The following is a 22,406-nucleotide window of genomic DNA, read 5'->3' on the forward strand; positions in this document are numbered from 1 at the left end:
ACTGCAAAAGTTTATATGGTGAACAAAACTTCAAGAAGCAGGCGCATTTCTTTATTAATGAATGCGTCTTTCTTCATCTAGAGGGCCAGATTATAGAATAACGTACTTTAACGAAAGGTTCCAAAACGATGCTGTGGGAATTTACTATTCTGTAATCTCCAAACAAAAATTGGATGACAAAGTAACTGGGCTAACCAATGATATTCGAGATAATATCATAGAAGTAAAAGACTCTGCTAAATCAACGGTGAAACAGACCATCAATTTACTCAATATGATGGTGCGAATTTTCAGTCTGTAGGTAAGCACCGCATTGAACACACGCTGAACAAACACCTGAGAAAACGCTTGCCTTCGTAAAGAAGCATAGTAGGAAATAGCTCAATACGCACATCAGGTTTGGTTTAATGAATGGGCTTCTGTCCGTTACTAGTGAGCTAAAAAACATCACATGGTATTAATATCACCTTTGTAGGAATACCTTGTAACTTCATTTCAACTGCTTTTAATTTTACTTCTTGCGGATAACTCACTCTCGTTCCCATAAAAATAAGCACCTCCAATTGATATTAGGATACATTACCCTAAATTCAATTGAAGATGCTTTTTTGTTTTGTCTAACCCGAAGAGGTCAGTTCAAGGGGTAGCCCACCCCTCTTTTTGTTACCTAATTGAGTTTTGTGAAGTATCTTATCTCTTCTTTATCCGTATAAAAGCCAACCGATTCGTATAGAGATAAGGCTGATTTATTTGTCGTTAGTACCATGAGAGTAGCTTTTTGTAGCTTATGAGACTTAAGATATTTCAAAGCCTGTGTAAGCGTAAACCTTGCAATTCCACGCTTTCTCCATGGTTCACGGACAAAAACGTCCTCAATTACACCGTAGTCTTCTTCCTACCATGTCGTTAGTCCGCCAATAATAGTGTCTATTTGACGTATGACCATGGATGTCCATAGCTTGTTATTTTTGTATTCAGACAACCTATTAAGACCAAGTGGAGCATCTGGCCAAATTTCAGCTTCAATATCAAGGTAATCTCTTTCCTCGCTAGATGTCTCCATGCTCCAGTGTGAGAATTGAAACTCCTCCTGAAGTTTTAACTCAAGAACCGGTTCAGTCAAATCTCGATTCATGCTATACAAACTATTCAGAGGGAGATATCCTTTTTGGATAAAAAAAATGATTGTTTGCTGTTTCTTTCGAATCGTTACCAACACAAAGTATTGTTCCATATTCTTGAGGTAAAGTTACCTTTAATTGCTTTGCTCTTGTTAAAAGATATTGATAGACTTTGTCAAGCAGAGTAGTGTCCTGTTCTCTTTCATAAATGGTTTTCAGATTAATATATATAGAGTGATTGTTCTCTTTTGAACGACCAGGAGGAACAACGTTAATGATGCTAACTTGCCCCTTAGCGACCATTTTCCCATCTTCAAATGCGCAATAAACGTTACTCCAATTATCTTCGTCCCCGACCCACCAAAACATCGCGTTGTCTTTTGCTGTTACTGATTGGTACAACTCACCAAGTAAAGGCATATCTCCATGTTCAAAGTTACGAATGAAAAATTCTGTTGGTGATTGGCTCAAAATAATACCCCTCTCAATAGTAGGGGGTTCCGCAGTTTAGAGGGCTAGCTATTCGTTTTCCCTTGAAAAATTTGCCCTTTGCTAACATTTGTTCGCTAACAGTAAAATGCTTAATTTACTATTATTACCATTAAAATAACGCACTTTAATACTTGTATCTACAGATTTTTATCTCTATATTAATTTTTTTCAACAAGTATATAATCCAATTTCGAGAACACCCTAATTCTATTCTTTTAATAAACCTTCAATGACAAATTCAATTAAAATTTATGAATATATCATTGATTTATTATGTATTTAAAAAGATTCCTTTGTTTCGCGTTGGATAGCCCGATATGAGTAATCAAAGAATCTCTTTTTATCATATAATTCCTGGATTCACTAGTGATTTGAGTATTTGGATACAGATTTAAAAAAATATATAGTTCTTAAAGTAAATGAGGTAGCCGTTATAAGGTATATAGTGCATCTAAATAATATATTATTTTTCGAGTGCTTTTTAACTATTTTTTCGGTTATAATGAGAAAAACACGAAATATGATTCTAGTTTTATAACTAATGATTCTTGAATTAGTCATGTAATCTATACAATATCGAAGGGGAACTAAGCATGTTTTTAAAAAAAGAACGGAACATAACAATTGGCGATCTTATTAAGTTGAGTGAGGCTCAATTGCAAATGGCTAAACAGGGTCAATATGATTATGAGTATACTTTAGCTTCAACAAATGATGAGGAATTAAAACAGTTAGTACATAATTTAAATCAAGTAAATAGGCTTCGGAAAGAATCTGAAGATCAATTGCAGAAAAAATTGGGTAATGTATTGGAAAGTAATGAAATTGGTCTTTGGGAATTACAAGTATTGAACGGACGCTTGGATGATCCAAACAATGTTTTTACAGCTTCGACAGAATTAAAAGAGCTCTTAGGATTCAATAGTTATGCTATTAAAGACAGTTTTCAAGATTTTTTGAAGGTAATTACAGTGGCGCATCGTTCTGATTTTAAAGAGATGCTAGAGGAGAGTTTAGAAACACAAACTCGTTTTAATATGGAGCATTTGATATGCTGCCGTGACGGTCAAGAGCGCTGGATACAGACTACAGGAATTGCTTCTCATCTTGAAAATGATCAGTATCAAATAATTGGTTTGATGATGAATATTCATGATAAAAAAATAAACGTTGAAAAATTACAGGGATATGTAACACGTTATGATTTAATCAATAAAGCTCTAGTAGAAGCGCCATGGGATATGATTGTAGATCAAGGTGATCCATTAAATCCACAAAATTCCTTTTGGTGGAGTGAACAATTTCGAAGAACATTAGGCTTCAAGGATGAACTCGATTTTCCAAATATTATGAGCTCTTGGAGTGATCGCTTGCATCCAGAGGACAAGCAGCTTGCATTAGATGCGTTTAGTGCCCATTTATTAGATTTTTCTGGGCGTACGCCATTTCAAGTAGATTATCGCCTTCAATTAAAAACAGGTGAATATCGCTGGTTTCATGCAAATGGTACAACGCTTCGTAATAGTGAGGGAGCTCCTTTGCGAGTGGCAGGAACTATTCGAGATATTACACATGAAAAAATGAAAGAGCAAAATGTGCAAGAAACTATGACACGTATGGAGGAATTATCAGCTTCTATTAATCAAATGGTTGATGGCATTAATTCTATTACTATGCAGGCACAGGAACTGGCGAACACACAGGAAAAAACAACCGAAGCTGCCAATGATGCGAAAGGGGTAGCAGATGAAACACAGATTATATCACATTTTATTCGAGAGATAGCAGATCAGACAAATTTACTAGGGTTAAATGCTGCAATAGAAGCCGCACGTGCAGGAGAACAAGGAAAAGGTTTTGGTGTAGTAGCTGAAGAGGTAAGAAAATTAGCAGTTAATTCGGCTAAGGCAACAGGTAATATTGAATCAAGTTTAATGCAAATAAAGGTCTCTATTGATACAATTATTGACTATATGGATAAAATTAGTGAGCTTGCGCAAATGCAGGCGGCTCTTACAGAACAATTGAATGCCTCGGCAGATGAAATTGGTACAATGTCACAGGATTTGGTGGAATTTTCAAAGCAACAATAAAATTAAAGAGTATTTCGCTAGTTGATTATTTAACGTCAAGTGACATTAAAAAAGCTTTTATATAAAGCAAATAGGGGAATTCTCATTAAAATAACCAGGGGCTCATAAAATTTTTTATGAGTATCTGGTTTTATTTATGAGTTTTAAAAAATGCCCTTTTTGGCGTTCAGTACACCGAGTGCTAGCAGAGATATACTTAGATCAACAGCTAAGAGACTACTTAAAAGTCCCACAGTAACATATCTTATTTCTATTTATAAAAAGATTACTAAACAACAACACTTGACGCTGTATTAGGTCCGAATTTAGTAGAAAATATGGGTAGATTTGCACTGTTAATTGGGATTCCTCCCCTTGCGGGACCGTTTATATTATCGTCTATCGCTTTTTGGCAGGGTTAGTGCTTTTATTTTGTTACGTCCTGATCCATTAAAAATTGCAACAATGATAGAAGCAAACAGACAAGAAAATGAGCTTGGAAATAAGACAGAATCCTTAAATAAAAATGCTCTAAATAAAAGAGGTCTTACAGTCGGTGCAACGGTTATGGTTCTTACTCAGATTGTAATGGTTGCTATAATGAGGATGACACCAGTACATATGAAACCTCATGGTCATGGTTTATCGGAGGTTGGAATTGTTATAGGATTTCATGTAGATGTTATGTATCTTCCGTCGATCGTAACAGTGATTCTTGCCTTGTAGTAGTCACGTTCTTCTTCCATATCTTTGAAGTGAATCCGTTTGCCTTTTAACGGATTTTTTATGCCTTTCGCCCCCGATCCAGCAGATGGAAGACGGTTAAACGCGTCAATCGACTCTACTTCTTTAAACTCTCTCACCCATACCTTCACTTGTGAAACATTACGAATCTCGTATTTTTCCGCAATCTTTTGCATACTTTCTTCTCCCGCCAAATAAGCCTGTACTACTTCTAATTTCAACTCAGTTGGATACGTATTATTCTTTCTCGACATCGAAAAATCCCCTTTAAGTATAATGTTATCTACAGCGTACTGTAGTTTTTTTAACATTGTCTACCTAAAGGGGATAATATCAGTTGTGATTTTTGGCAACATAGTTTTTTTTAGTAATCAATTAGTTATCCCCATACTGTCAAACTGGTACGTGTATCATTTTCGATAGTGATATAGTTAATATTAGTGTAATGAAAACTTTTTGCACGTTCGAAAAGTTTATGAGTAATTGACTCATCTTTTGAAAAAATTGAGACATAGCATGAATCTATAATTAAAAGTGCAAGTTCACAAGTGCTCTTTAAAAAATCGTCATAACTTTTAATTTCTACTACCTCTTCCATATTAGGAAAAGCCTTTAGATCCGTAAATATTAAATAATATTCTTTAGTTGAAATATATTCTAAGAATGATGGACCATTTAAACTAACACTGTGGGGGAATAAATCTGAACCAAGTGTTCCTTTTTCTATTTTGTAAGACTCTCCAGGACCTACTGACCAATACCAAGAAGGATCAATGATATTTGAAAAAATATCAGATAAAAACTTGCCATACTCATTATTAATCTCGAAAGAAATACCTCGCATTTTAACATCCTTTCTTCAAACTACTAATTTTATTATAAAACAAAAAAATCTATCAATTACAAAATGTAATTCACTGGGCAACTCTCAATAGAAAAGTGTATAATTTAGCTTATATTGGAAAATGCAGACGTCTATGCATACCTAAAATAAGCAAATCATGTAGGGGAGTATAAAATGAGGATAAAAATTATCATAACAGTAGTCATTTGTTTATGGATGTTGCCATTTAGTCAAACAGCGCAGGCAGCAAATCTTAGTGAACATTATCATGATATTACAGACAATGATCTTCATAACAGTATCATTATGTCGCCTGAAAGCTCAAAGGCATTTGTCAATGGTAATATGGTTTCTGCAGTACAGCCACTTATCAAAGATGGAAGAACCTTAGTGCCACTTCGCTTTATTTCTGAAGGGTTTGGCGCAAAAGTCGATTTCAATGCTAAAAACAATACTATAACTATTAAAAATTCTGATAAAATCATAACCTTGAAAATCGGAAACAAGGCTATTGATGTGAATGGCCACTCGATTCAAATGGACGTTGCGGCTAACCTTCATCATAATTCTACCTATATTCCTTTAAGATATATAGGGGAGGCTTTTGATAAGAAAGTAGTTTATTTAAAAAATGAAAACCTACAACCTTATAGTTTGATTATGATTAGGGATGTAAAGGCAGCGGAGCTTGAAAATCTTAAACTTGTCCGCATTTGTGAATGGCTATTTCAGGGGAAATCAATTGTCTATAGCGATCGTTTTATGGCAGTGATCCAAGAGAAGGGTCAATTATTCTATAGCAATTATTTTTCTGATTTTGAACCATTTGTTTATAAGGAATTTGTTGAGGATAAAAATATCATCAAATTAGGGGATATTTGGATTAAAACAGATATGGGCAATTTTTATATGGACTACGCCTATAACACTACAAGAGAATTTATTTTATATTATGTGGATGGACAATCCATTTCAAGAGTAGCCGTAGAAAAAGCACCGATTAAAGCTGTAAAACCTTATGAGAATAATGTCTATTATCTAACGAGATATGAGCGTGGTATTGTATATGCTCATGAAACGAGTAATTTAAAATCTGCAACACGAACAAATGGCCAATGGGTTACTGATTATTTAGGCAAGCAAGGGTTTTATTATGGTTTTGATACGATAGGCAATTCATATAACTGGAAAATAAATGATAACGGCATCTATATTTTTGGTTATAATAGATTTGGGAATTTAAGCTCAGATGATAGAAAAAAAACTTTTGGAAATTACAGGGTAGACGTAAAGGGGCATAATCATGAGGTATTACACCCTTAAAGTTTGCGTATTCATGATACAGTTGGCTGGTTTAGGTTCTGTAGTGTACGGATCCTGAGCTAGTCAATTTTTGCTTACTAGGTTTGTTATGATTGGAATGGGGGCATGGCCATTTGTTTGATTTTACTTTCCGGCACTTACATGTTCTATTATTTGCGTTGCTTTTTAATATAAAAAATAAACCAAATATAATATATGATTACAACTAGTGACAAACCTAATGAAACATATTTATTTTGCTCATTGGGCAAAATAATAATAGAAATAATAGCTAATATAAAGGCGGGGAATACCGTGTAAAACCAGATTCGCACTGCTTTATTTTTAAAAGAAACTTCAAATCGATCCATACAAGCACCTCATTTATTGATCCTAAAGACCATTGTTTGGATAGTTGGAAATGATTTCCTAATAGAAAATATACCATAGTAAAATAAAAAATAGAAGTAAAATGGTAGGGTGACGGATAAAACTAGCTCATTAAGGTTATCGATAAATATCTTTTCTCCTGTAACTTTATTTGAAGTTGATGCGTCTACTTAGTAGTGTATTTAACTATTTTTGAAAAAGAATAGTAAATTCACATCATTTACCAAAGGGTTTTTAGTTGCTTGTCGACAAAAATATAGATTAAAATGATTCTGACTGTTTTTTTATCAGGAACAATGTATCCTGATTATCTACTTGTGCCCGCAAGCACATCCCCGTTTTGACTGCTTACTATAAGTGATGAAACAAACCTTGTCTGCAAATCGGAAAAATATCCTAATCCTTTATATGATGGAATACACGATAATTTCATAGAAAAATACTGTAGAAAATGATATGCCTTATGGTCGTAGGCAAAAAATCAATAGGACATTCAGCTCTTTCAAGTGGCAGAAATGATGATAAAATAAACATGTTATTGGAAATATTAACTATCGGAGGTATATTATGGGTAAAGGCTTATTGTGGACAGCCACTGCAATCTTAGTAGTTTTACTTGGGTTTGGAAGCTACTATTTTATCAAAGAAATAACAAACTCTATGGCATACAATAAATTAGTGGATGAGTATAAAAAGCCAGTACCAATTAACAATATAGAGTCTGAATATGATGTAATTGTCATTGGTGGTGAGCCTGAGGGTGTCGCTGCTGCGGTTGCTTCAGCACGTAATGGGGCTAAAACATTATTGGTAGAAAAACGTGAAGAATTGGGTGGATTATTTACATATGGGATGCTAAATTTTCTAGATATTCCACGTGATGGTCATAATAACTCCATCAGTGAAGGTATTTTTAAAGAATGGCATGAGCTAGTGAGAGGCAATGATGCTTTTGGTATCGTCGGAGCTAAAGCAGCGTTTAAAAAGCTGATTGATGAGGAACCCAATTTAACATTGTCGGTGCAAACGGAAGTTGTCAAAGCGAATCTTCAACAACAGCAACTAACGTCTGTTGAGCTAAAAAATGAATACGGTACATATGTCGTTAAAGGAAAATCATTCATAGATGCTACACAGGATGCGGATTTTGCTACGATGTCTAAAGTTCCTTTCTTCGTTGGTGGTGAAGATATAGGGATAAAGGATAAACGCATGGCTGTAACATTAATGCTTCACTTGAAAAATGTTGATTGGGATCAAGTAAAAAAAGCGGCGAAGTCAGATGTATTTGGCGGGGCTAACTTGAATCATACCGTTATGTGGGGCTTTACCAAGCTTCATGATGAATATACACCTTTACAAGAAGGTACAAGATTAAGAGGGTTAAATTTAGCGCGAGTGGATGATGAATATTTTATTAATGCCTTACAAATTTTTGGTATTGATGGCTTAAATGATCATTCGAAGCAGGCGGCCATTGCTGCTGGTAAAAAAGAAACATTGCATGTACTTAAATATTTACAGGAAAACTTCCCTGGATTTGAAAAAGCAGAAATTGTCAGCTTCCCAGAAGAGCTTTATGTACGAGAAACAAGACATATCTGGGCGGAATATCAATTACCAATGTCCGATATTTGGCAAAACCGAGATCATTGGGATAGCATTGGGATTGCTTCTTATCCAGTAGATGTGCAGGCTCAAACACCCCATGATTATGGCTATGTTATTTCTGCACCAAAGCAATATGCGATTCCTTTCCGATCTCTAGTACCAAAGGATATCGATGGTTTACTTGTTGTAGGACGATCTGCAGGTTATTCATCTTTAGCAGCGGGAAGTGCCCGTATTGTTCCAACCGGTATGGTGACTGGGGAAGCGGCAGGGACAGCGGCAGCACTGGCTCTTCAACAAGATGTTACTTTTAGAGAAATGAGCAAGGATAAAAAATTAATTGCTACGTTAAGAGAGCAGTTGGATAAACAAGGTGCCTATATCGATTCATTTTCTGTGGACTATCCTTATCAGGGCGAATGGTATGATGAAGCCATTCAATCGTTAATTAACTATGGACTTGTAGTGGGCGGTTATGATAATGATTTAAAGGTCGACAGTAAAGCAACGAAAATTAAGTTTGCTAAAATGTTTAAAGAAAGTATGATTCGTGCCGGCGGAGAGAGTACAGCCGATAAGAAAGATAAGCTGGAGATTGTCATAAATAAGGTATATAGCACGGGTGATGAAGCTATTACGCGAGATGAGCTGGCGCAATATTTGGCAGATGTGCTTATCGATGAATCGACTGGAACAAGCTGGGAAAGCTTAATTGATCAAGAAATTGTTACTGAAAAAGTAGCGAAAAAAGTGAAAGATAATAAGCAACTGAAATTAAAAGAGATGTATGCCATCATGGCAGATGTCATTCATTATATAGAAAAAGAACGTTCCTCTAAATGAGGAGCGTTTTTTTAATGTGAATCGTTTGAATTTCGTCTGTAACTCATGGAGGTGAATGCAGATGCAATCAGTGCCAACGTTGCTGCTGCCCAGGCAAGATATTCTAGACTCCCTGAATTAATGACAAAGCCTCCTATGGCAGCGCCTAATGCTATCCCCAAATTGACGGCTACTGGCGTTAATGAGGAAGCAAAATCTTTGGCAGATGGAGAATACTCTTCTGCTAAATCCATGAAGTATAGCTGAATTGTCGCGTTTACGGCATAAAGTATAACAGCCATTAACAGGATACTTAAAATTCCTAGCCAAAGGGAGGACATTGTAAAATAAAAGGAAAATAAGATGAATGCCTGAATGATAAAAATATAACGTAATTTACTTAATCCGTTTCTCTGTGCAATTTTACCTGCTAAAACATTACTAAAAATAGAAAAGAAACCATAGATCAGAAGGACAATGGCTATGTATTTAGTCGGAACACCAAGTTTATTTTCTAAAATAGGCGTAATAAATGTATAGATTGTGTATGTTCCAGCAATGGTGAAAATAGGAATTAAAAATGCAAGTATAACTTTAGGATGCTTTAATAAGGACAATTGATCGGATAGCGATCCATTCTCACCACTTAAATGTTTAGGTAACACAAACATGCTTATGATAAATGCAACGCCCCCTAAGAAGGCAGTTAACCAAAATGTCATATGTCAATTACTCCATTGTCCTATCATTGTTCCTAATGGTACACCCATGACATTGGCAATGGTAAAGCCGGAAAATATCGAAGCAATGATAGTGGATCTTTTTTCTTTTGGAATGACCGTATTAGCAATGGACATAGATAGAGCTGTTAAAACACCACTGACAACAGCAGTCGTAATTCTAGAGCCCATTAGCACAACATAAGTGCTAGATAAAGCACTAATTATATTTCCAAGGATGAAAATGGCAATTAATACTAACATAAGTGGATATTTCGGAAATCTACTGACAAAGCCTGTTACAATGGGGGTGCCTATTGCATAGGCAATGGCGAATCCAGAAACCAATGTGCCTGCTGTAGCAATCGAGATCCCTATAGATGTAGAAACCTCAGTTAATAGCCCTACAATTACAAATTCACTTGTCCCCATGACGAAAGTAAGCAAAATAAGCGTAAATGCTAAAATCTTATGCTTTTTACTAAGCGTTTGTTCTTCATGAACCATTGTATATTGATACCTCCTTATATTTATATATCGAGAATTATCGATATATTAGATGTAATATCGGACCCTATATCTATTTATCGTGAATATTCGATATAATACTTGAATAGAAACCCACTTAATCATTTTGGGTTTCTGATACTAAAAACATTGCAATTTCTTGGACAGTTTCTTCTTTTAATTTGTAATACGTCCATTGACCATGACGAAAAGATTCAAGGAGACCAGCTTTTTGCATCATAGTTAAATAGTGAGAAACGGTCGATTGAGAAGTTTTTGCTTTTTCCTGAATATCCCCTACACAAACGCCTCCTTCAATACTCACTTTTGGAAAATGCTTCTCAGGTTCCTTCAACCACTGTAAGATGTTTAGCCTTGTCTCGTTTGATAACGCTTTAAAAATTTCAATAGGTTCCATGTCTCGATGATATATCGAATTATCTCGATATGTCAATGATTAATTTTATACAAAAAATTATTGACGTCAAGAAAGGACTCCTGTAGAATATGTCAAAATCATAGAAAAATTCGATGATAAAGAGAGTAATTGATGGGACAACTGGAAAGCGAGTTAGGGATGGTGTGAGCCTAATACAGAAACCATGAATGAAGCGCACTTTGGAGAAGGTTCTCGAACTACTAGTAGAGAATAGCGGGGCGTCACCTCGTTAACAATGGAAAGTGGTCATTATGAATGGCAACTAGAGTGGTACCACGGGATTACTATGCTCTCGTCTCTAATTATAGAGGCGGGGGCTTTTTTTATTGAAAATGGAGGAGGATATACATGAATAAACAAATTGCAAACAGTATTGCTGAAATTTTAAAGCATCAGCTAACAGCTCAAGACGTGGAACAATTGCTAGAAAAACCAAAAAGTTTAGAAGTTGGCGATGTGGCATTTCCATGCTTCACCTTGGCTAAAATATGGAAGAAGCCACCTCAACAAATTGCTGCGGAAATAGCGAACCAATTGCAAAATGAGATGATCCATCAGGTGCAATCCGTTGGTGGCTATGTCAACATCTTTTTAAATCAAGCAACAGTAACGCAACAAGTGTTGGGCCTTATTATGCAGGAACAACAAAATTTTGGTACGAATCAAAATGAAATGGGAAGTGTCGTCCTCGACTTTTCTTCGCCCAATATTGCTAAACCGTTCTCTATGGGGCATTTACGTTCAACCGTCATTGGGAATGCCTTGGCAAATATTGCAGTTAAAAATGGTTACCAGGCTATTCGTATTAATCATTTAGGGGACTGGGGCACCCAATTTGGCAAGCTTATCGTTGCGTATCAAAATTGGGGTGATAAGGAAGCCATTACAGCATCTCCTATTGAGGAATTATTAAAGATTTATGTTAAATTTCATACGATGGCCGAACAAGATCCTACATTAAATGAAATGGCTCGCGCCGCATTTAAAGCATTAGAGGATGGTGATTCAGAGGCATTAGCATTGTGGCAATGGTTCCGCGATGTATCGTTAGATGAATTTCAGGCTATTTATCAGCTGCTAGGTATCAATTTTGATGAATATACAGGAGAAGCCTTTTACAATGATAAAATGACAGAGGTTGTGACAGAGCTACAAAGCAAAGGACTCCTAATCGAATCAGAGGGTGCCTTTGTAGTAGAGATGGAGGGAATGCCTCCTTGTTTAATAACAAAAACAGATGGCGCCACGCTTTATGCAACTCGTGATTTAGCGGCTGCCTTTTACCGACAGCAACAGTATCAACCGAACAAAATTTTCTATGTAGTTGGCAATGAACAAACGCTCCATTTTAAACAATTATTTCAGGTGATTGAAAAGATGGGGTATAGTTGGGCAAAAGATTTACAGCATGTACCGTTTGGGATGATGCTTAAAGATGGTAAGAAAATGTCCACACGTAAAGGTAAAGTGGTGTTATTAGCGGATGTGCTAGCCGAGGCGATTGCCACAGCTAAGCGTAATATAGAAGACAAAAACCCTCATTTACAGCAGAAAGAGCGAGTAGCGCAGCAAGTAGGAGTTGGAGCGGTTATCTTTAATGACCTAAAATATCATCGTTTAAACGATATTGAATTCTCCATCGAGCAAATGATGAATTTCGAAGGGGAAACAGGGCCTTATGTACAGTATACCTATGCTCGTATTTGCTCTATCTTGGCAAAAGGCGATGTGCCCTCTCACATAAAGACATTTGCTCCATTAGGGCAGCATGCTTGGCCAATCATTTTATTATTGGAACAATTTCCGAAGGTTGTGGACACCGCTTTTAATCAGGCAGACCCATCCATTATCGCAAAATATGCTTTACAGCTAGCACGTTTATTAAATAAATATTACGCTCATCAAAAAATATTAACCGATGATGCCCAGCAAGCTTCACGTCTAGCGCTTTGTCATTGTGTGGCGATAGTGTTAAAAGAGTCATTAGCTTTATTGGGCATTGAGTCGCCAGAAAATATGTAGTGAACGGTCGCATATTGAAAGCATTGACCATTTATAGAATACATGGTAAAAGGATAGAATAATAAAAGAAAATTCTTCCATTGACTGGCAGCAGAGGGGATTAAATCAAATGGGTAAAAAACAATGGACTGTTTCACTGATTTTAGTCGTAATAAGTATATTCTTTGTAGCACTTAATATGAGACCCGCAGTAACGGGAATTGGGCCACTCTATAATGTCCTCATGACAAACTTACAGGTTTCCAATACGAGTATGAGCTTTCTCACATCTATCCCAGTTTTTTGCATGGGTTTATTTGCTCCGATTGCTGTACCATTTCAGCGTAAGCTTGGAACAAAATTAGCAATCGTGCTGTTAATGGTTATACTCATCTTCGCAAATGGGCTACGCTTTTTCCAAGAAAGCTATCTTTTATTAGTTGTCACTAGTTTTGCGGCAGGCTTGGCTATTGCGATGATTGGGCCTATATTAAATGCATTTATTAAGAAAAAATTCCCTCAACGCTTTACAATTGTTATTGGTATTTATTCATTTGGCATCGGCATTGGTGCGACATTAAGTGCAGCATTAACAGTGAGCTTTTATCAATATTTTGATAATCAGTGGACAGTTGCACTGGGCATGTGGGCCTTACTTGCTATGGTCGCCCTTATTCTATGGAGCTGGGCAATTCCGAAAGAACAAGGAGCAGATGGTGAAGAATTAGCTAAAAATGAACCGGCGCGTAATCCTTGGGTAACTGGGCGCGCTTGGTCAATTTTATTGTATTTTGGCTTACAAACCTCACTGTTTTTCTCTATGATGTCGTGGCTTACACCTCTTTTACAGGACAAAGGAATGACGCTTAAGGATGCGAGTATGATGCTGACGTTTATGTCTATTGTACAAATGATTGGGAATATTGCTGTGCCGATGCTTATGGAGAAATGGACTAATCGATTAGCATGGGCAGTGGCATTAGGCTGTTTAGGGCTGATAGGCTTTACATTATTATGGCTTTTATCAGGTATTTATTTGTGGTTGGCCGTATTGATAATCGGCATTGTTCTAAGTGGGCTATTTCCGATCGGCCTGCTGTTACCGCTTGATGAAGCTAGAAATGATCAGGAAGCCAACAGCTGGTCATCGATGGTATTTTCAGGTGGCTTTATGCTAAGTGCAATCATTCCTGTTTTGATTGGCGTTTGCTATGACATGACAGGTAACCATACATGGACGTATGTGATCTTTCTAGCATTAATGCTAGGAATAATCGCGACAACAGGGCTACTGCGAAAAAATTAATTCAAGAAGGCATGCCATTCAAAACGCATGTCTTTTTTTTGTCAAAAATATTTTGAAGGCCTAAAATCCATCCATTTTCACAGCAAATCAGAGAATCCATAAATTTTAATAGGTAGAATGAAATAGAACTAAAGCGATTGCTCTATTTTACTACTAGATAAATTCAAATAATAATATTATGTAAACTTGAAACATCCTAAGACCTTGATTATGATAGACAAGAGAGATAGTTGAAAAGAAAGTTTTGGTGAAGGTATGTATAAAAAGATGCTCGTTTTAGGAGCGGCTACAATACTAATGACAAGTTGTGACAGTCAAATAGGTGCAGGCTGGTTTCAAGCAGAAAAAGCAGAGATGCCAACAAAAACAGTGGCCAAGCAAGAAGAAAAGATAGTGCCTGAGGTCAAAGTGATAGGTGAGCATGGAGTTGGTGCAGGCATTATTATTCAGCAAAAGGATGATGAGCTTTATATTTTAACAAATGGCGCACTAGTGGCCTCAAAGCCAACTGCCCTTGTGCAAATTGGTCCGGATAAGCTAGTGGCAACGAATGTTCATTTTATGTCAACGGCACATAATGTTGCACTTTTGCAGGTGACCTATAAAGCGAATGTAAAAGTACCTAAAATGTATGAGGGGGAGCTCGATCAGCTATCAGTTTATGTGAATGGCTTACCTTATACGATTCAAAAATACGATGATAAAATTGCTGCTTATTATATTGATACAGATGAAAAGCTACCTTTGGGAAGCCCCGTGATGGAGGCGGAAAACGGAGCAATTGTCGGTCTTTATTTTAACCGGCAGCAGCTAGGTGAAGCACAACCATACATATTGCCGATAAAGGAAATTCAACCGTTTATGCAGAAGTGGTTAAAGGAAGGCATGAAGGCGAGTGTACGCCTATCGCAATCAAAAAATTTATATCCTTATATTGAACAGGGTGATCAAGAAGCCGTACAGCAAGCCATCGACCAATATGGTGAAAATATATTTGCGTATAATATAGATGAAATCAATCTTTTTTTAGATACATTCCATAAGCATTTAAAAGGCGCTGTCACTATTCAAGATGCAAGTGTTATGGAGCCGATTGTTGGATCAGAAGATTTGCAAGACACTTTGGCAGGTATGGTTGCCTACTATGCCTCCAAACACGCGAAGATTCATTTCTCGAATACGGACATTCAAGATATTCGTATAGTGGATCAGCATCTACAGGTACAAGCTAAAACGGAGTATGTATTGACCAACGCAACTGGTCAGGAGGCACTTGCCCATTCCATCATGCTTTATGAAATTATGAAAAATGAACAGGGCGAGTACAAGCTACTTCGTCTTACTACTGAGGAGTGAACTTTGCATGGAGCAAGCAAGACAAATGCTACAGCATCATTTTGGCTATGAAGCCTTCCGGCAAGGACAAGCCCAAATTATTGAACAAACTTTACATGGACAATCGAGCCTTTGTGTGATGCCAACAGGTGGAGGGAAGTCTATTTGTTATCAGATTCCAGCGTTAATGCTTGAGGGGCTCACAATCGTTATATCGCCTCTTATTTCTTTAATGCAAGATCAGGTGGAAGCTTTACGAGCAGCCAATATTCCTGCTGCCTATATAAATAGTACATTAACAGCACAAGAAGTGAATGAAACGATGCAGCTAGCTAGTGCTGGTTATTTAAAACTACTGTATATCGCACCTGAAAGACTTGAAAGTGCTTCCTTCCTTCAAGCATTGTCCTATTTATCCGTGCCATTAATTGCGGTGGATGAAGCACACTGTATTTCTCAATGGGGTCATGATTTTCGACCAAGTTATCGTTCCATTCAAAAGCTTTTCACACTGTGGCAGCAGAAGCCAACTGTTTTAGCGCTTACCGCCACTGCGACACCTGCTGTTTGTGAGGATATTCGGAAAATTTTAACCATTGATGAAGATGCAACAGTGATGACAGGCTTTACACGTGATAATTTGGCCCTTTCGGTGTTAATTGGTGAAAATAAAGAACGTTATATTAAAAATTACTTGCAGAAAAATAAACAGGAAGTCGGTATTATTTACGCCGCCACACGAAAAGCGGTAGACGCGATTTATGACATGCTAAGTCGGTCGGGTGAAGCGGTAGCCAAATACCATGCTGGGTTATCAGAGGATCTACGGATGGCTGAGCAGGAGCGTTTTTTAAAAGATGAGGCACGTATTATGGTGGCTACCAACGCCTTTGGTATGGGAATCGATAAAAGTAATGTGCGCTTTGTACTGCACTATCAAATGCCTCGCAACATGGAGAGCTATTATCAAGAAGCAGGGCGAGCTGGTCGAGATGGTCTTCCAAGTGCTTGTATCCTACTGTATGCCTCCGGAGATGTTCAAACTCAACGTTTTCTTATTGACCAATCGCAAGATGAAGCACGAATACCACAGGAATTAGCGAAGCTCCAAACAATGGTCGATTATTGCCATACAGAGGGCTGCCTACAAAATGCAATTTTAGCCTATTTTGGTGAAGTACAAGAGGAGCCTTGTGGTCGCTGCAATAATTGTAATGATGGCCGTACTGTGATGAATGTAACGGAGGATGCACAGAAGGTACTCGCTTGTGTTGTACGGATGGGCCAAAAATTTGGCAAGACGATGGTGGCTCAAGTACTTATCGGCTCCAAAAATCAAAAAATGAATGAATTTGGATTTGCACGTTTATCGACCTATGGCATTTTGAAAGGGCATTATTCGTCTAAAGATGTCTCGAACTTTATTGAGTTTCTAATTGCCGAAGGCTTATTGGCAGTTAAGCACGGCACGTATCCGACTATTTATGTGTCAGCCGATGGCAAAGAAGTTCTACTTGGGCAACGACAGGTCATGCGGAAGGAAGCTGTAACGGTTAAAAAACTGGTTGATAATGATCCTTTATTTGAACATTTACGTGTGTTGCGAAAAGAAATTGCAGATGAAGAGAAAGTTCCACCATTTGTAGTATTCTCAGATAAAACATTACGTGATTTATGTGACAAGAAGCCCGCAGTACTGGATGATTTACGCCACATTGGCGGCATCGGTGAAGTGAAATTTGATAAATACGGCAAGCGTTTCTTTGAGGCACTACAATCATTTTTAGAAACACCCATCTAAAATTAAGCATGTGTTTTTACAAAAAGAGAGGTGTCTCAATGAAAAATTGAGGCACCTCCGTTTGTTTATTTATCCCAATGCTTAGTTAGAAACTCATCACGGCCGGAAACAGCACGGTCTTGCTTATAGTGATCAGCTTCTTTTTTATAGTAATCTTGGTGATAGTCTTCCGCTGGATAGAAGCGTTCAGCATCGCGAATTTTGGTTACAATAGGTTTATCGAAGCGTCCACTAGTGGCTAGCTTTTCTTTAGATGCCTCGGCGATTTGCTTTTGTTCATCCGTGTAAGTAAAGATCGCTGTTGAATAGGACTCTCCACGGTCATGAAACTGCCCAAAAGCATCAGTGGGATCAATTTGCATCCAATAAATGTCTAGTAGTTGTTCATAGCTAAAAATGGCTGGATCGAATTCAATTTCGACGACTTCTAAATGGCCAGAAGTCCCTTTCTTAACATCCTCGTATGTTGGGTTTTCTAAATGGCCGCCCATATAACCAGATGTTACTTTATGTATACCATCCCACTCGACGAATGGCTTAACCATGCACCAAAAACAACCGCCAGCAAATGTAGCTTTTTCTATCATGTACATCATCCTTTCTTTTGTGAAAATATTATAGCATTGTTTGGCGAAAAAACTGAGCATTTGGGTGTAAAATAACAATAAGATAGATGAAGATGGGACTTCCTCTATCAGCCAAATGAAACTTTCCGGCTAATCAATCGTTACATTAACTATAAAAAAATAGAGGAGTTAGTCATTATGGAAGAGCAAGATTATACTAGACGCTCACAACGTCCTACAAAACGAAAGCTTCGTAAAGGGAGAGCAATTTTTACATTATTAATACTCTGTGTCTTGGTTGTGGCAGGTTATTCTATCATGCAGTACCGCAGTGGCCTAAAGCTTGCCAATCAAACACAAGTTGAGCAGGAGGATTTTTCTGGCGATACATTAAAAGGCGATATCGAAAATTACTTAATCCTCGGTGTCGATACACGTGGCGAGGAGAAATCTCGAACAGATACGATGATGGTATTATCTTGGAATAAATCAAACAATGATATTAAGCTCGTATCCTTTATGCGTGATATTTATGCGGAAATCCCGGGCTATCAATCCTATAAGCTTAATACAGCGTACTACTTAGATGGGGTACAGCTACTGAAGGATACACTAACAAATATGTTCGGCTTACCGATTCACCATTATGCGCTTATCGATTTTAAAAACTTTGAATCGTTGGTGGATATTTTAGCGCCTAATGGTGTTGAGATGGACGTTGAGAAGGATATGTCTGAAAATATTGGGGTAGAGTTAAAGCAAGGTGTTCATCACTTAAATGGACAGGAGTTACTAGGCTATGCACGATTCCGTCATGATGCGGAAGGTGATTTCGGTCGTGTAGCACGTCAGCAAAAGGTTATCGAGGCTTTAAAAAATGAACTGTTAACACCTGCGAATGTATTGCATTTACCAAAATTTGTAGGGGCAGCACAAGGCTATATTACAACCGATTATTCTTCTGCTGAAGAAATGCAACAAGTGCTGAAATTGTTATCTAAGGGCAAGGTGAACATTGAAAAAGCAACGATTCCAATTGAAGGTAGCTATCAATTCCAAAACTTTAGTCATGCCGGCGATTCAATCGTGATAGATGTGGAACAAAATAAGGCCTTTTTAAGTGATTTTTTAGGCATTTCACTGGAGTGATATTTAGCAAAATCCAACATTATCCTGTAATATAAAGGTAGAGCTTTTTGATTGGGGTGGATATATGGAAAAAGAAAGACCAAAAGAACGTTCAAACCTGTTAGCAACCAAGTTTATTCGTTTCTTAGGTGGCAGAAACCTATTATTTACGCTGGTTATTTTATTATTAGTTGCATGTGTTATTTTTATGTTTAATCAAGTTTCCTTTATCTTTACTCCGCTTCAAGTATTATTTGAAGTAGTCATTTTACCAGGGGTACTAGCCGTCATTGGCTACTATTTATTACGTCCATTGTTGGCGATCTTGGTTAGATGGCGTATCCCGAGAATTTGGGGTATTTTAATACTCTACATTGCGGTCATTGGTGTCATTACACTGCTTGTTGTGTTGGTTTATCCGTTTTTACGTGACCAATTCACGAACCTTGTACAGGAATTCCCAGAGTATTTTATGAAGTTTACGGAAAAATTTGTTGCATTCTTTAATCATTCACGTTTTAACGATTATTTAGATAAAATTAATTTTGACTACAATGAAGTGGTTAAAAACTTCACTACAGATATGGTGAAAACTGTGAAGGATACAGCTGCAAATATAGCACAAGGTGTCGCATCCGGTATTACGGGCTTCCTATCAACGTTAACAGGCATTGTTCTATCGCTTGTAACCGTACCATTCATTCTGTTTTATTTACTGAAAGAGGGCGAAAAGTTACCGAAATTTATGCTGAAAGTTTGCCCACCGCGTATGCGTAAAGAAGTGACTGAAATTTTCCATGATATGGACAAGCAAATTAGTTCTTACATACAAGGGCAAATTTTAGTATCAATGTGTATTGGTGCAATGGTAACGATTGGCTTCTTAATTATTGGTATGAAATATGCTTTATTGCTCGGCTTCCTTGCGATGATTACAAGTGTGGTGCCTTATTTAGGTCCTGTTATTGCCATCACACCAGCCGTTATTATTGCTCTTGTCACATCACCATTGATGCTGATTAAGCTAGCGATTGTATGGACAATCGTGCAGTTAATCGAGGGAAAATTCATTTCTCCACAAATTATGGGGAAATCGCTCAGTATTCACCCGATTACAATTATCTTTGTATTATTAACGGCAGGTTCGTTATTTGGTGTACCGGGTGTCATTTTGGGGATTCCAGGATACGCAATCTTTAAAGTGCTTGTGACTCATCTATTCAAGCTATTTAAACAGCGCTATAACCGGTACGAGGACGACGTTCACCAAAAATATGATGTATAAGAAGATACAGCTACTGCCGCTTGACAGTAGCTGTATTTTTAATACGAGATGAAGGATGGGGGAAAAGGGAATGACATACATACCAATTAATTTTCAAGAAAAATTAGCTAAATTCCAAGAGCACTGGTCACCAAAGGTAATTGCTGAAATGAATGAATATCAATTCAAACTTGTTAAAGTAAGAGGAGATTTTGTTTGGCATAAACATGATGATACAGATGAAGTGTTTATTGTTATTGAAGGGGAGCTTGTCATCGAATTCCGTGATGGAGAAGTTAGATTAAAGGAGGGGGAAATGTTTGTCGTACCACGCCAAGTTGAACACAAACCTTACGCCGCTGCCGAGTGTAAAATTTTGCTTGTAGAGCCTGCAGGGGTAGTGAATACGGGTGAGGAAAAATCTGTCCTTACTGCTGAAAATGATGTTTGGATTTAATTAATAAAACCCTTCTAGCTTGTTGTTAGAAGGGTTTTCTATGTTAGTTTTCTTGTAGTACTTGAACTTGCGCTAAACGATCGACTGCTTCCTGAAGGATTTCCGCTGGCTGCACGAGTGCTAAGCGCAAATAACCTTGCCCTGCGGTTCCAAATACAGTACCTGGAACGGTCACAATGCCAACCTGCTCGATCAATTTAAAGGCAAGTTCTGTGCAGTCCATATCATATGGATATTTTGCCCAAACAAACATACCACCGTTGGAAGGTGCTGCGTCCCAACCTAGTGCCTGTAAGCCATTCATCAGTGTTTGATGACGCTCAGAGAAGGTTGCACGTAAGCTTGCCGTAATTTCTTCAGCATGATCGAGGGCAACAACAGCTGCATCCTGAATAGGCTCAAAAATACCGAAATCTAAATTTGATTTTAATTGCTTTATGATCGAGATCATTTCAGCATTTCCTGCGATATAGGCAATACGTGTTCCTGCCAAACTAAAGCTTTTGGAAAGGGAGTTAATTTCCATTCCTACTTCTTTCGCACCTGGGGTAGCAAGGAAACTAATTGGTCCATCGCCTGTAAAATAAAACTCAGAATAGGCTGCATCATGCAGAACGATGATGTTATATTTTTTAGCAAAGGCAATCACTTTTTCAAAATATGCTAAGGATGGCATCGCTGGTACTGGGTTTCCTGGTAAGTTTAAAATTAATAGCTTTGCTTTTTGGGCAATATCTTCTGGAACAGCGTCTAAGTCTGGAAGATAGTTGTTGTCAGCTGTTTGAGGCATGTAATAGGGTGTTGCACCAGCTAAGTGAATGCCTGCGTCATACGCAACGTAAGCTGGGTTTGTCGATAGCACGATGTCTCCTGGATCACAAAAGGCCATTGGAAGATGCACTAAGCCTTCTTGAGAGCCAATCGTTTGAATGATTTCAGTAGCGGGATCTAAATCAACATGGCTACGGCGCTTATAGTAGCGACTAACTGCCTCATAAAAACGCTGTGTGCCTGTAAGTGTATAGCCATACGATTCAGCTAAACCTGCTCGATAAGATAGATGTTCACGAATTTTGGCATGTGGGGGAAGGTCTGGGCTTCCTAAGCTTAAGTCAATCAGGGTCATGCCCTTTGATTGCTGCTCTCTCGCAAAATTTTTCAAATCTCCGAAAATTGCTGGTGTAAATAAAGACATTTTTTTAGATGGTACGATTTTCAAGACTAGTACACTCCTTGTAGTTGTATAACAGAATAGTAGTTCACATTTTATCATACTAAAGCACAGAAAGGGGCAGATATTCTGAAAAAAGAAAATATTTATATAATGTAGAGGATGTGCGCATAGGCTAGCGAAAATGGATTGCCTAATGTTGGGGAAACCTACTGTAAATTCCGTAAATCTAGAAGTTGTATTATACTTACTATATAGCTTTTCAGTGAGAATTAAGGTACGAATCGATGGATCTACCTGCTATCATTAGCATA

Annotated in this window: 16 protein-coding genes, 3 pseudogenes and 1 other annotated feature; of the genes and pseudogenes, 11 read left to right on the forward strand and 8 right to left on the reverse strand. The window is 37.5% G+C overall.

Annotated features, from left to right (window positions below):
- Positions 1 to 667: 667 nt before the first annotated feature.
- Positions 668 to 1,541 (reverse strand): annotated as a pseudogene (locus C9J29_RS12225) (GNAT family N-acetyltransferase).
- Between the two features lie 665 nt (positions 1,542 to 2,206).
- Between C9J29_RS12225 and C9J29_RS12230 the strand changes: the two are divergent.
- Together C9J29_RS12230 and C9J29_RS24700 are read left to right on the forward strand one after the other, a co-directional pair.
- Complete coding sequence (locus C9J29_RS12230; RefSeq protein ID WP_107922236.1) at positions 2,207 to 3,706, forward strand: methyl-accepting chemotaxis protein; 1,500 nt, start codon at positions 2,207 to 2,209, stop codon at positions 3,704 to 3,706.
- Between the two features lie 275 nt (positions 3,707 to 3,981).
- Positions 3,982 to 4,402: pseudogene (locus C9J29_RS24700) on the forward strand (MFS transporter); the annotation flags it as partial.
- On the opposite strand, the gene C9J29_RS12240 reads toward C9J29_RS24700, so the two are convergent.
- Positions 4,357 to 4,740: a helix-turn-helix domain-containing protein gene (locus tag C9J29_RS12240; RefSeq protein WP_107922238.1), complete on the reverse strand. Its 384-nt coding sequence runs from the start codon at positions 4,738 to 4,740 to the stop codon at positions 4,357 to 4,359. The pseudogene C9J29_RS24700 and the gene C9J29_RS12240 sit on opposite strands and share 46 nt — an antisense overlap.
- Positions 4,741 to 4,808: 68 nt before the next feature.
- Entirely contained in the window at positions 4,809 to 5,273 is a 465-nt protein-coding gene (locus C9J29_RS12245; protein ID WP_107922239.1) for a DUF2691 family protein, read from the reverse strand.
- 174 nt (positions 5,274 to 5,447) lie between these two features.
- Between C9J29_RS12245 and C9J29_RS12250 the strand changes: the two genes are divergently transcribed.
- Entirely contained in the window at positions 5,448 to 6,596 is a 1,149-nt protein-coding gene (locus tag C9J29_RS12250; protein ID WP_237068827.1) for a copper amine oxidase N-terminal domain-containing protein, read from the forward strand.
- Positions 6,597 to 6,745: 149 nt separating this feature from the next.
- Here C9J29_RS12250 and C9J29_RS12255 read toward each other — a convergent pair whose 3' ends face one another.
- The gene (locus C9J29_RS12255; protein WP_008180036.1) at positions 6,746 to 6,946 is read right to left on the reverse strand and encodes a hypothetical protein; all 201 of its coding nucleotides are present in this window, start codon (positions 6,944 to 6,946) and stop codon (positions 6,746 to 6,748) included.
- Between the two features lie 586 nt (positions 6,947 to 7,532).
- Here C9J29_RS12255 and C9J29_RS12260 point away from each other — a divergent pair.
- Positions 7,533 to 9,419 carry an FAD-dependent oxidoreductase gene (locus tag C9J29_RS12260; RefSeq protein WP_107922240.1) on the forward strand — a complete coding sequence of 629 codons (1,887 nt, stop codon included), beginning with the start codon at positions 7,533 to 7,535 and terminating at the stop codon, positions 9,417 to 9,419.
- 11 nt (positions 9,420 to 9,430) lie between these two features.
- Here C9J29_RS12260 and C9J29_RS12265 read toward each other — a convergent pair.
- Together C9J29_RS12265 and C9J29_RS12270 are read right to left on the reverse strand one after the other, a co-directional pair.
- A pseudogene (locus tag C9J29_RS12265) lies at positions 9,431 to 10,624 on the reverse strand (MFS transporter).
- 118 nt (positions 10,625 to 10,742) lie between these two features.
- Positions 10,743 to 11,042, reverse strand: coding sequence for an ArsR/SmtB family transcription factor (locus C9J29_RS12270; RefSeq protein ID WP_089986552.1), 300 nt, complete (start codon positions 11,040 to 11,042; stop codon positions 10,743 to 10,745).
- 104 nt (positions 11,043 to 11,146) lie between these two features.
- Positions 11,147 to 11,366, forward strand: a binding site (T-box leader).
- A 45-nt stretch (positions 11,367 to 11,411) separates the two neighbouring features.
- On the opposite strand from C9J29_RS12270, the gene argS reads away from it, so the two are divergent.
- The 4 genes from argS (at position 11,412) to recQ (ending at position 17,506) form a co-directional block, all read left to right on the forward strand.
- Positions 11,412 to 13,085, forward strand: a complete 1,674-nt coding sequence (gene argS, locus C9J29_RS12275; RefSeq protein ID WP_107922241.1) for an arginine--tRNA ligase — start codon at positions 11,412 to 11,414, stop codon at positions 13,083 to 13,085.
- A 109-nt stretch (positions 13,086 to 13,194) separates the two neighbouring features.
- On the forward strand, positions 13,195 to 14,370 hold the full coding sequence (locus tag C9J29_RS12280; protein ID WP_107922242.1) for an MFS transporter: 1,176 nt from the start codon (positions 13,195 to 13,197) through the stop codon (positions 14,368 to 14,370).
- A gap of 297 nt (positions 14,371 to 14,667) precedes the next feature.
- On the forward strand, positions 14,668 to 15,726 hold the full coding sequence (locus C9J29_RS12285) for a TcaA NTF2-like domain-containing protein (RefSeq protein ID WP_237068828.1): 1,059 nt from the start codon (positions 14,668 to 14,670) through the stop codon (positions 15,724 to 15,726).
- Between the two features lie 7 nt (positions 15,727 to 15,733).
- A complete protein-coding gene (gene recQ, locus C9J29_RS12290; protein ID WP_107922243.1) occupies positions 15,734 to 17,506 on the forward strand; it encodes a DNA helicase RecQ in 1,773 nt (590 codons plus the stop codon).
- A 65-nt stretch (positions 17,507 to 17,571) separates the two neighbouring features.
- On the opposite strand, the gene msrA is transcribed toward recQ, so the two are convergent.
- A complete protein-coding gene (gene msrA, locus C9J29_RS12295; protein ID WP_089986547.1) occupies positions 17,572 to 18,093 on the reverse strand; it encodes a peptide-methionine (S)-S-oxide reductase MsrA in 522 nt (173 codons plus the stop codon).
- A 177-nt stretch (positions 18,094 to 18,270) separates the two neighbouring features.
- Between msrA and C9J29_RS12300 the strand changes: the two genes are divergently transcribed.
- From C9J29_RS12300 to C9J29_RS12310, 3 genes are all read left to right on the forward strand, one after another.
- Positions 18,271 to 19,221: an LCP family protein gene (locus C9J29_RS12300; protein WP_008177649.1), complete on the forward strand. Its 951-nt coding sequence runs from the start codon at positions 18,271 to 18,273 to the stop codon at positions 19,219 to 19,221.
- Between the two features lie 64 nt (positions 19,222 to 19,285).
- Entirely contained in the window at positions 19,286 to 20,485 is a 1,200-nt protein-coding gene (locus C9J29_RS12305; protein ID WP_008177648.1) for an AI-2E family transporter, read from the forward strand.
- 70 nt (positions 20,486 to 20,555) lie between these two features.
- On the forward strand, positions 20,556 to 20,921 hold the full coding sequence (locus C9J29_RS12310) for a cupin domain-containing protein (RefSeq protein WP_043990359.1): 366 nt from the start codon (positions 20,556 to 20,558) through the stop codon (positions 20,919 to 20,921).
- 43 nt (positions 20,922 to 20,964) lie between these two features.
- Here C9J29_RS12310 and C9J29_RS12315 read toward each other — a convergent pair whose 3' ends face one another.
- Complete coding sequence (locus C9J29_RS12315; RefSeq protein ID WP_089986546.1) at positions 20,965 to 22,140, reverse strand: aminotransferase class I/II-fold pyridoxal phosphate-dependent enzyme; 1,176 nt, start codon at positions 22,138 to 22,140, stop codon at positions 20,965 to 20,967.
- Between the last annotated feature and the right edge of the window lie 266 nt (positions 22,141 to 22,406).

It is taken from the genome of Lysinibacillus fusiformis (genome assembly GCF_003049525.1).
In the GTDB taxonomy this organism is placed as follows: Bacteria; Bacillota; Bacilli; order Bacillales_A; family Planococcaceae; genus Lysinibacillus; species Lysinibacillus fusiformis.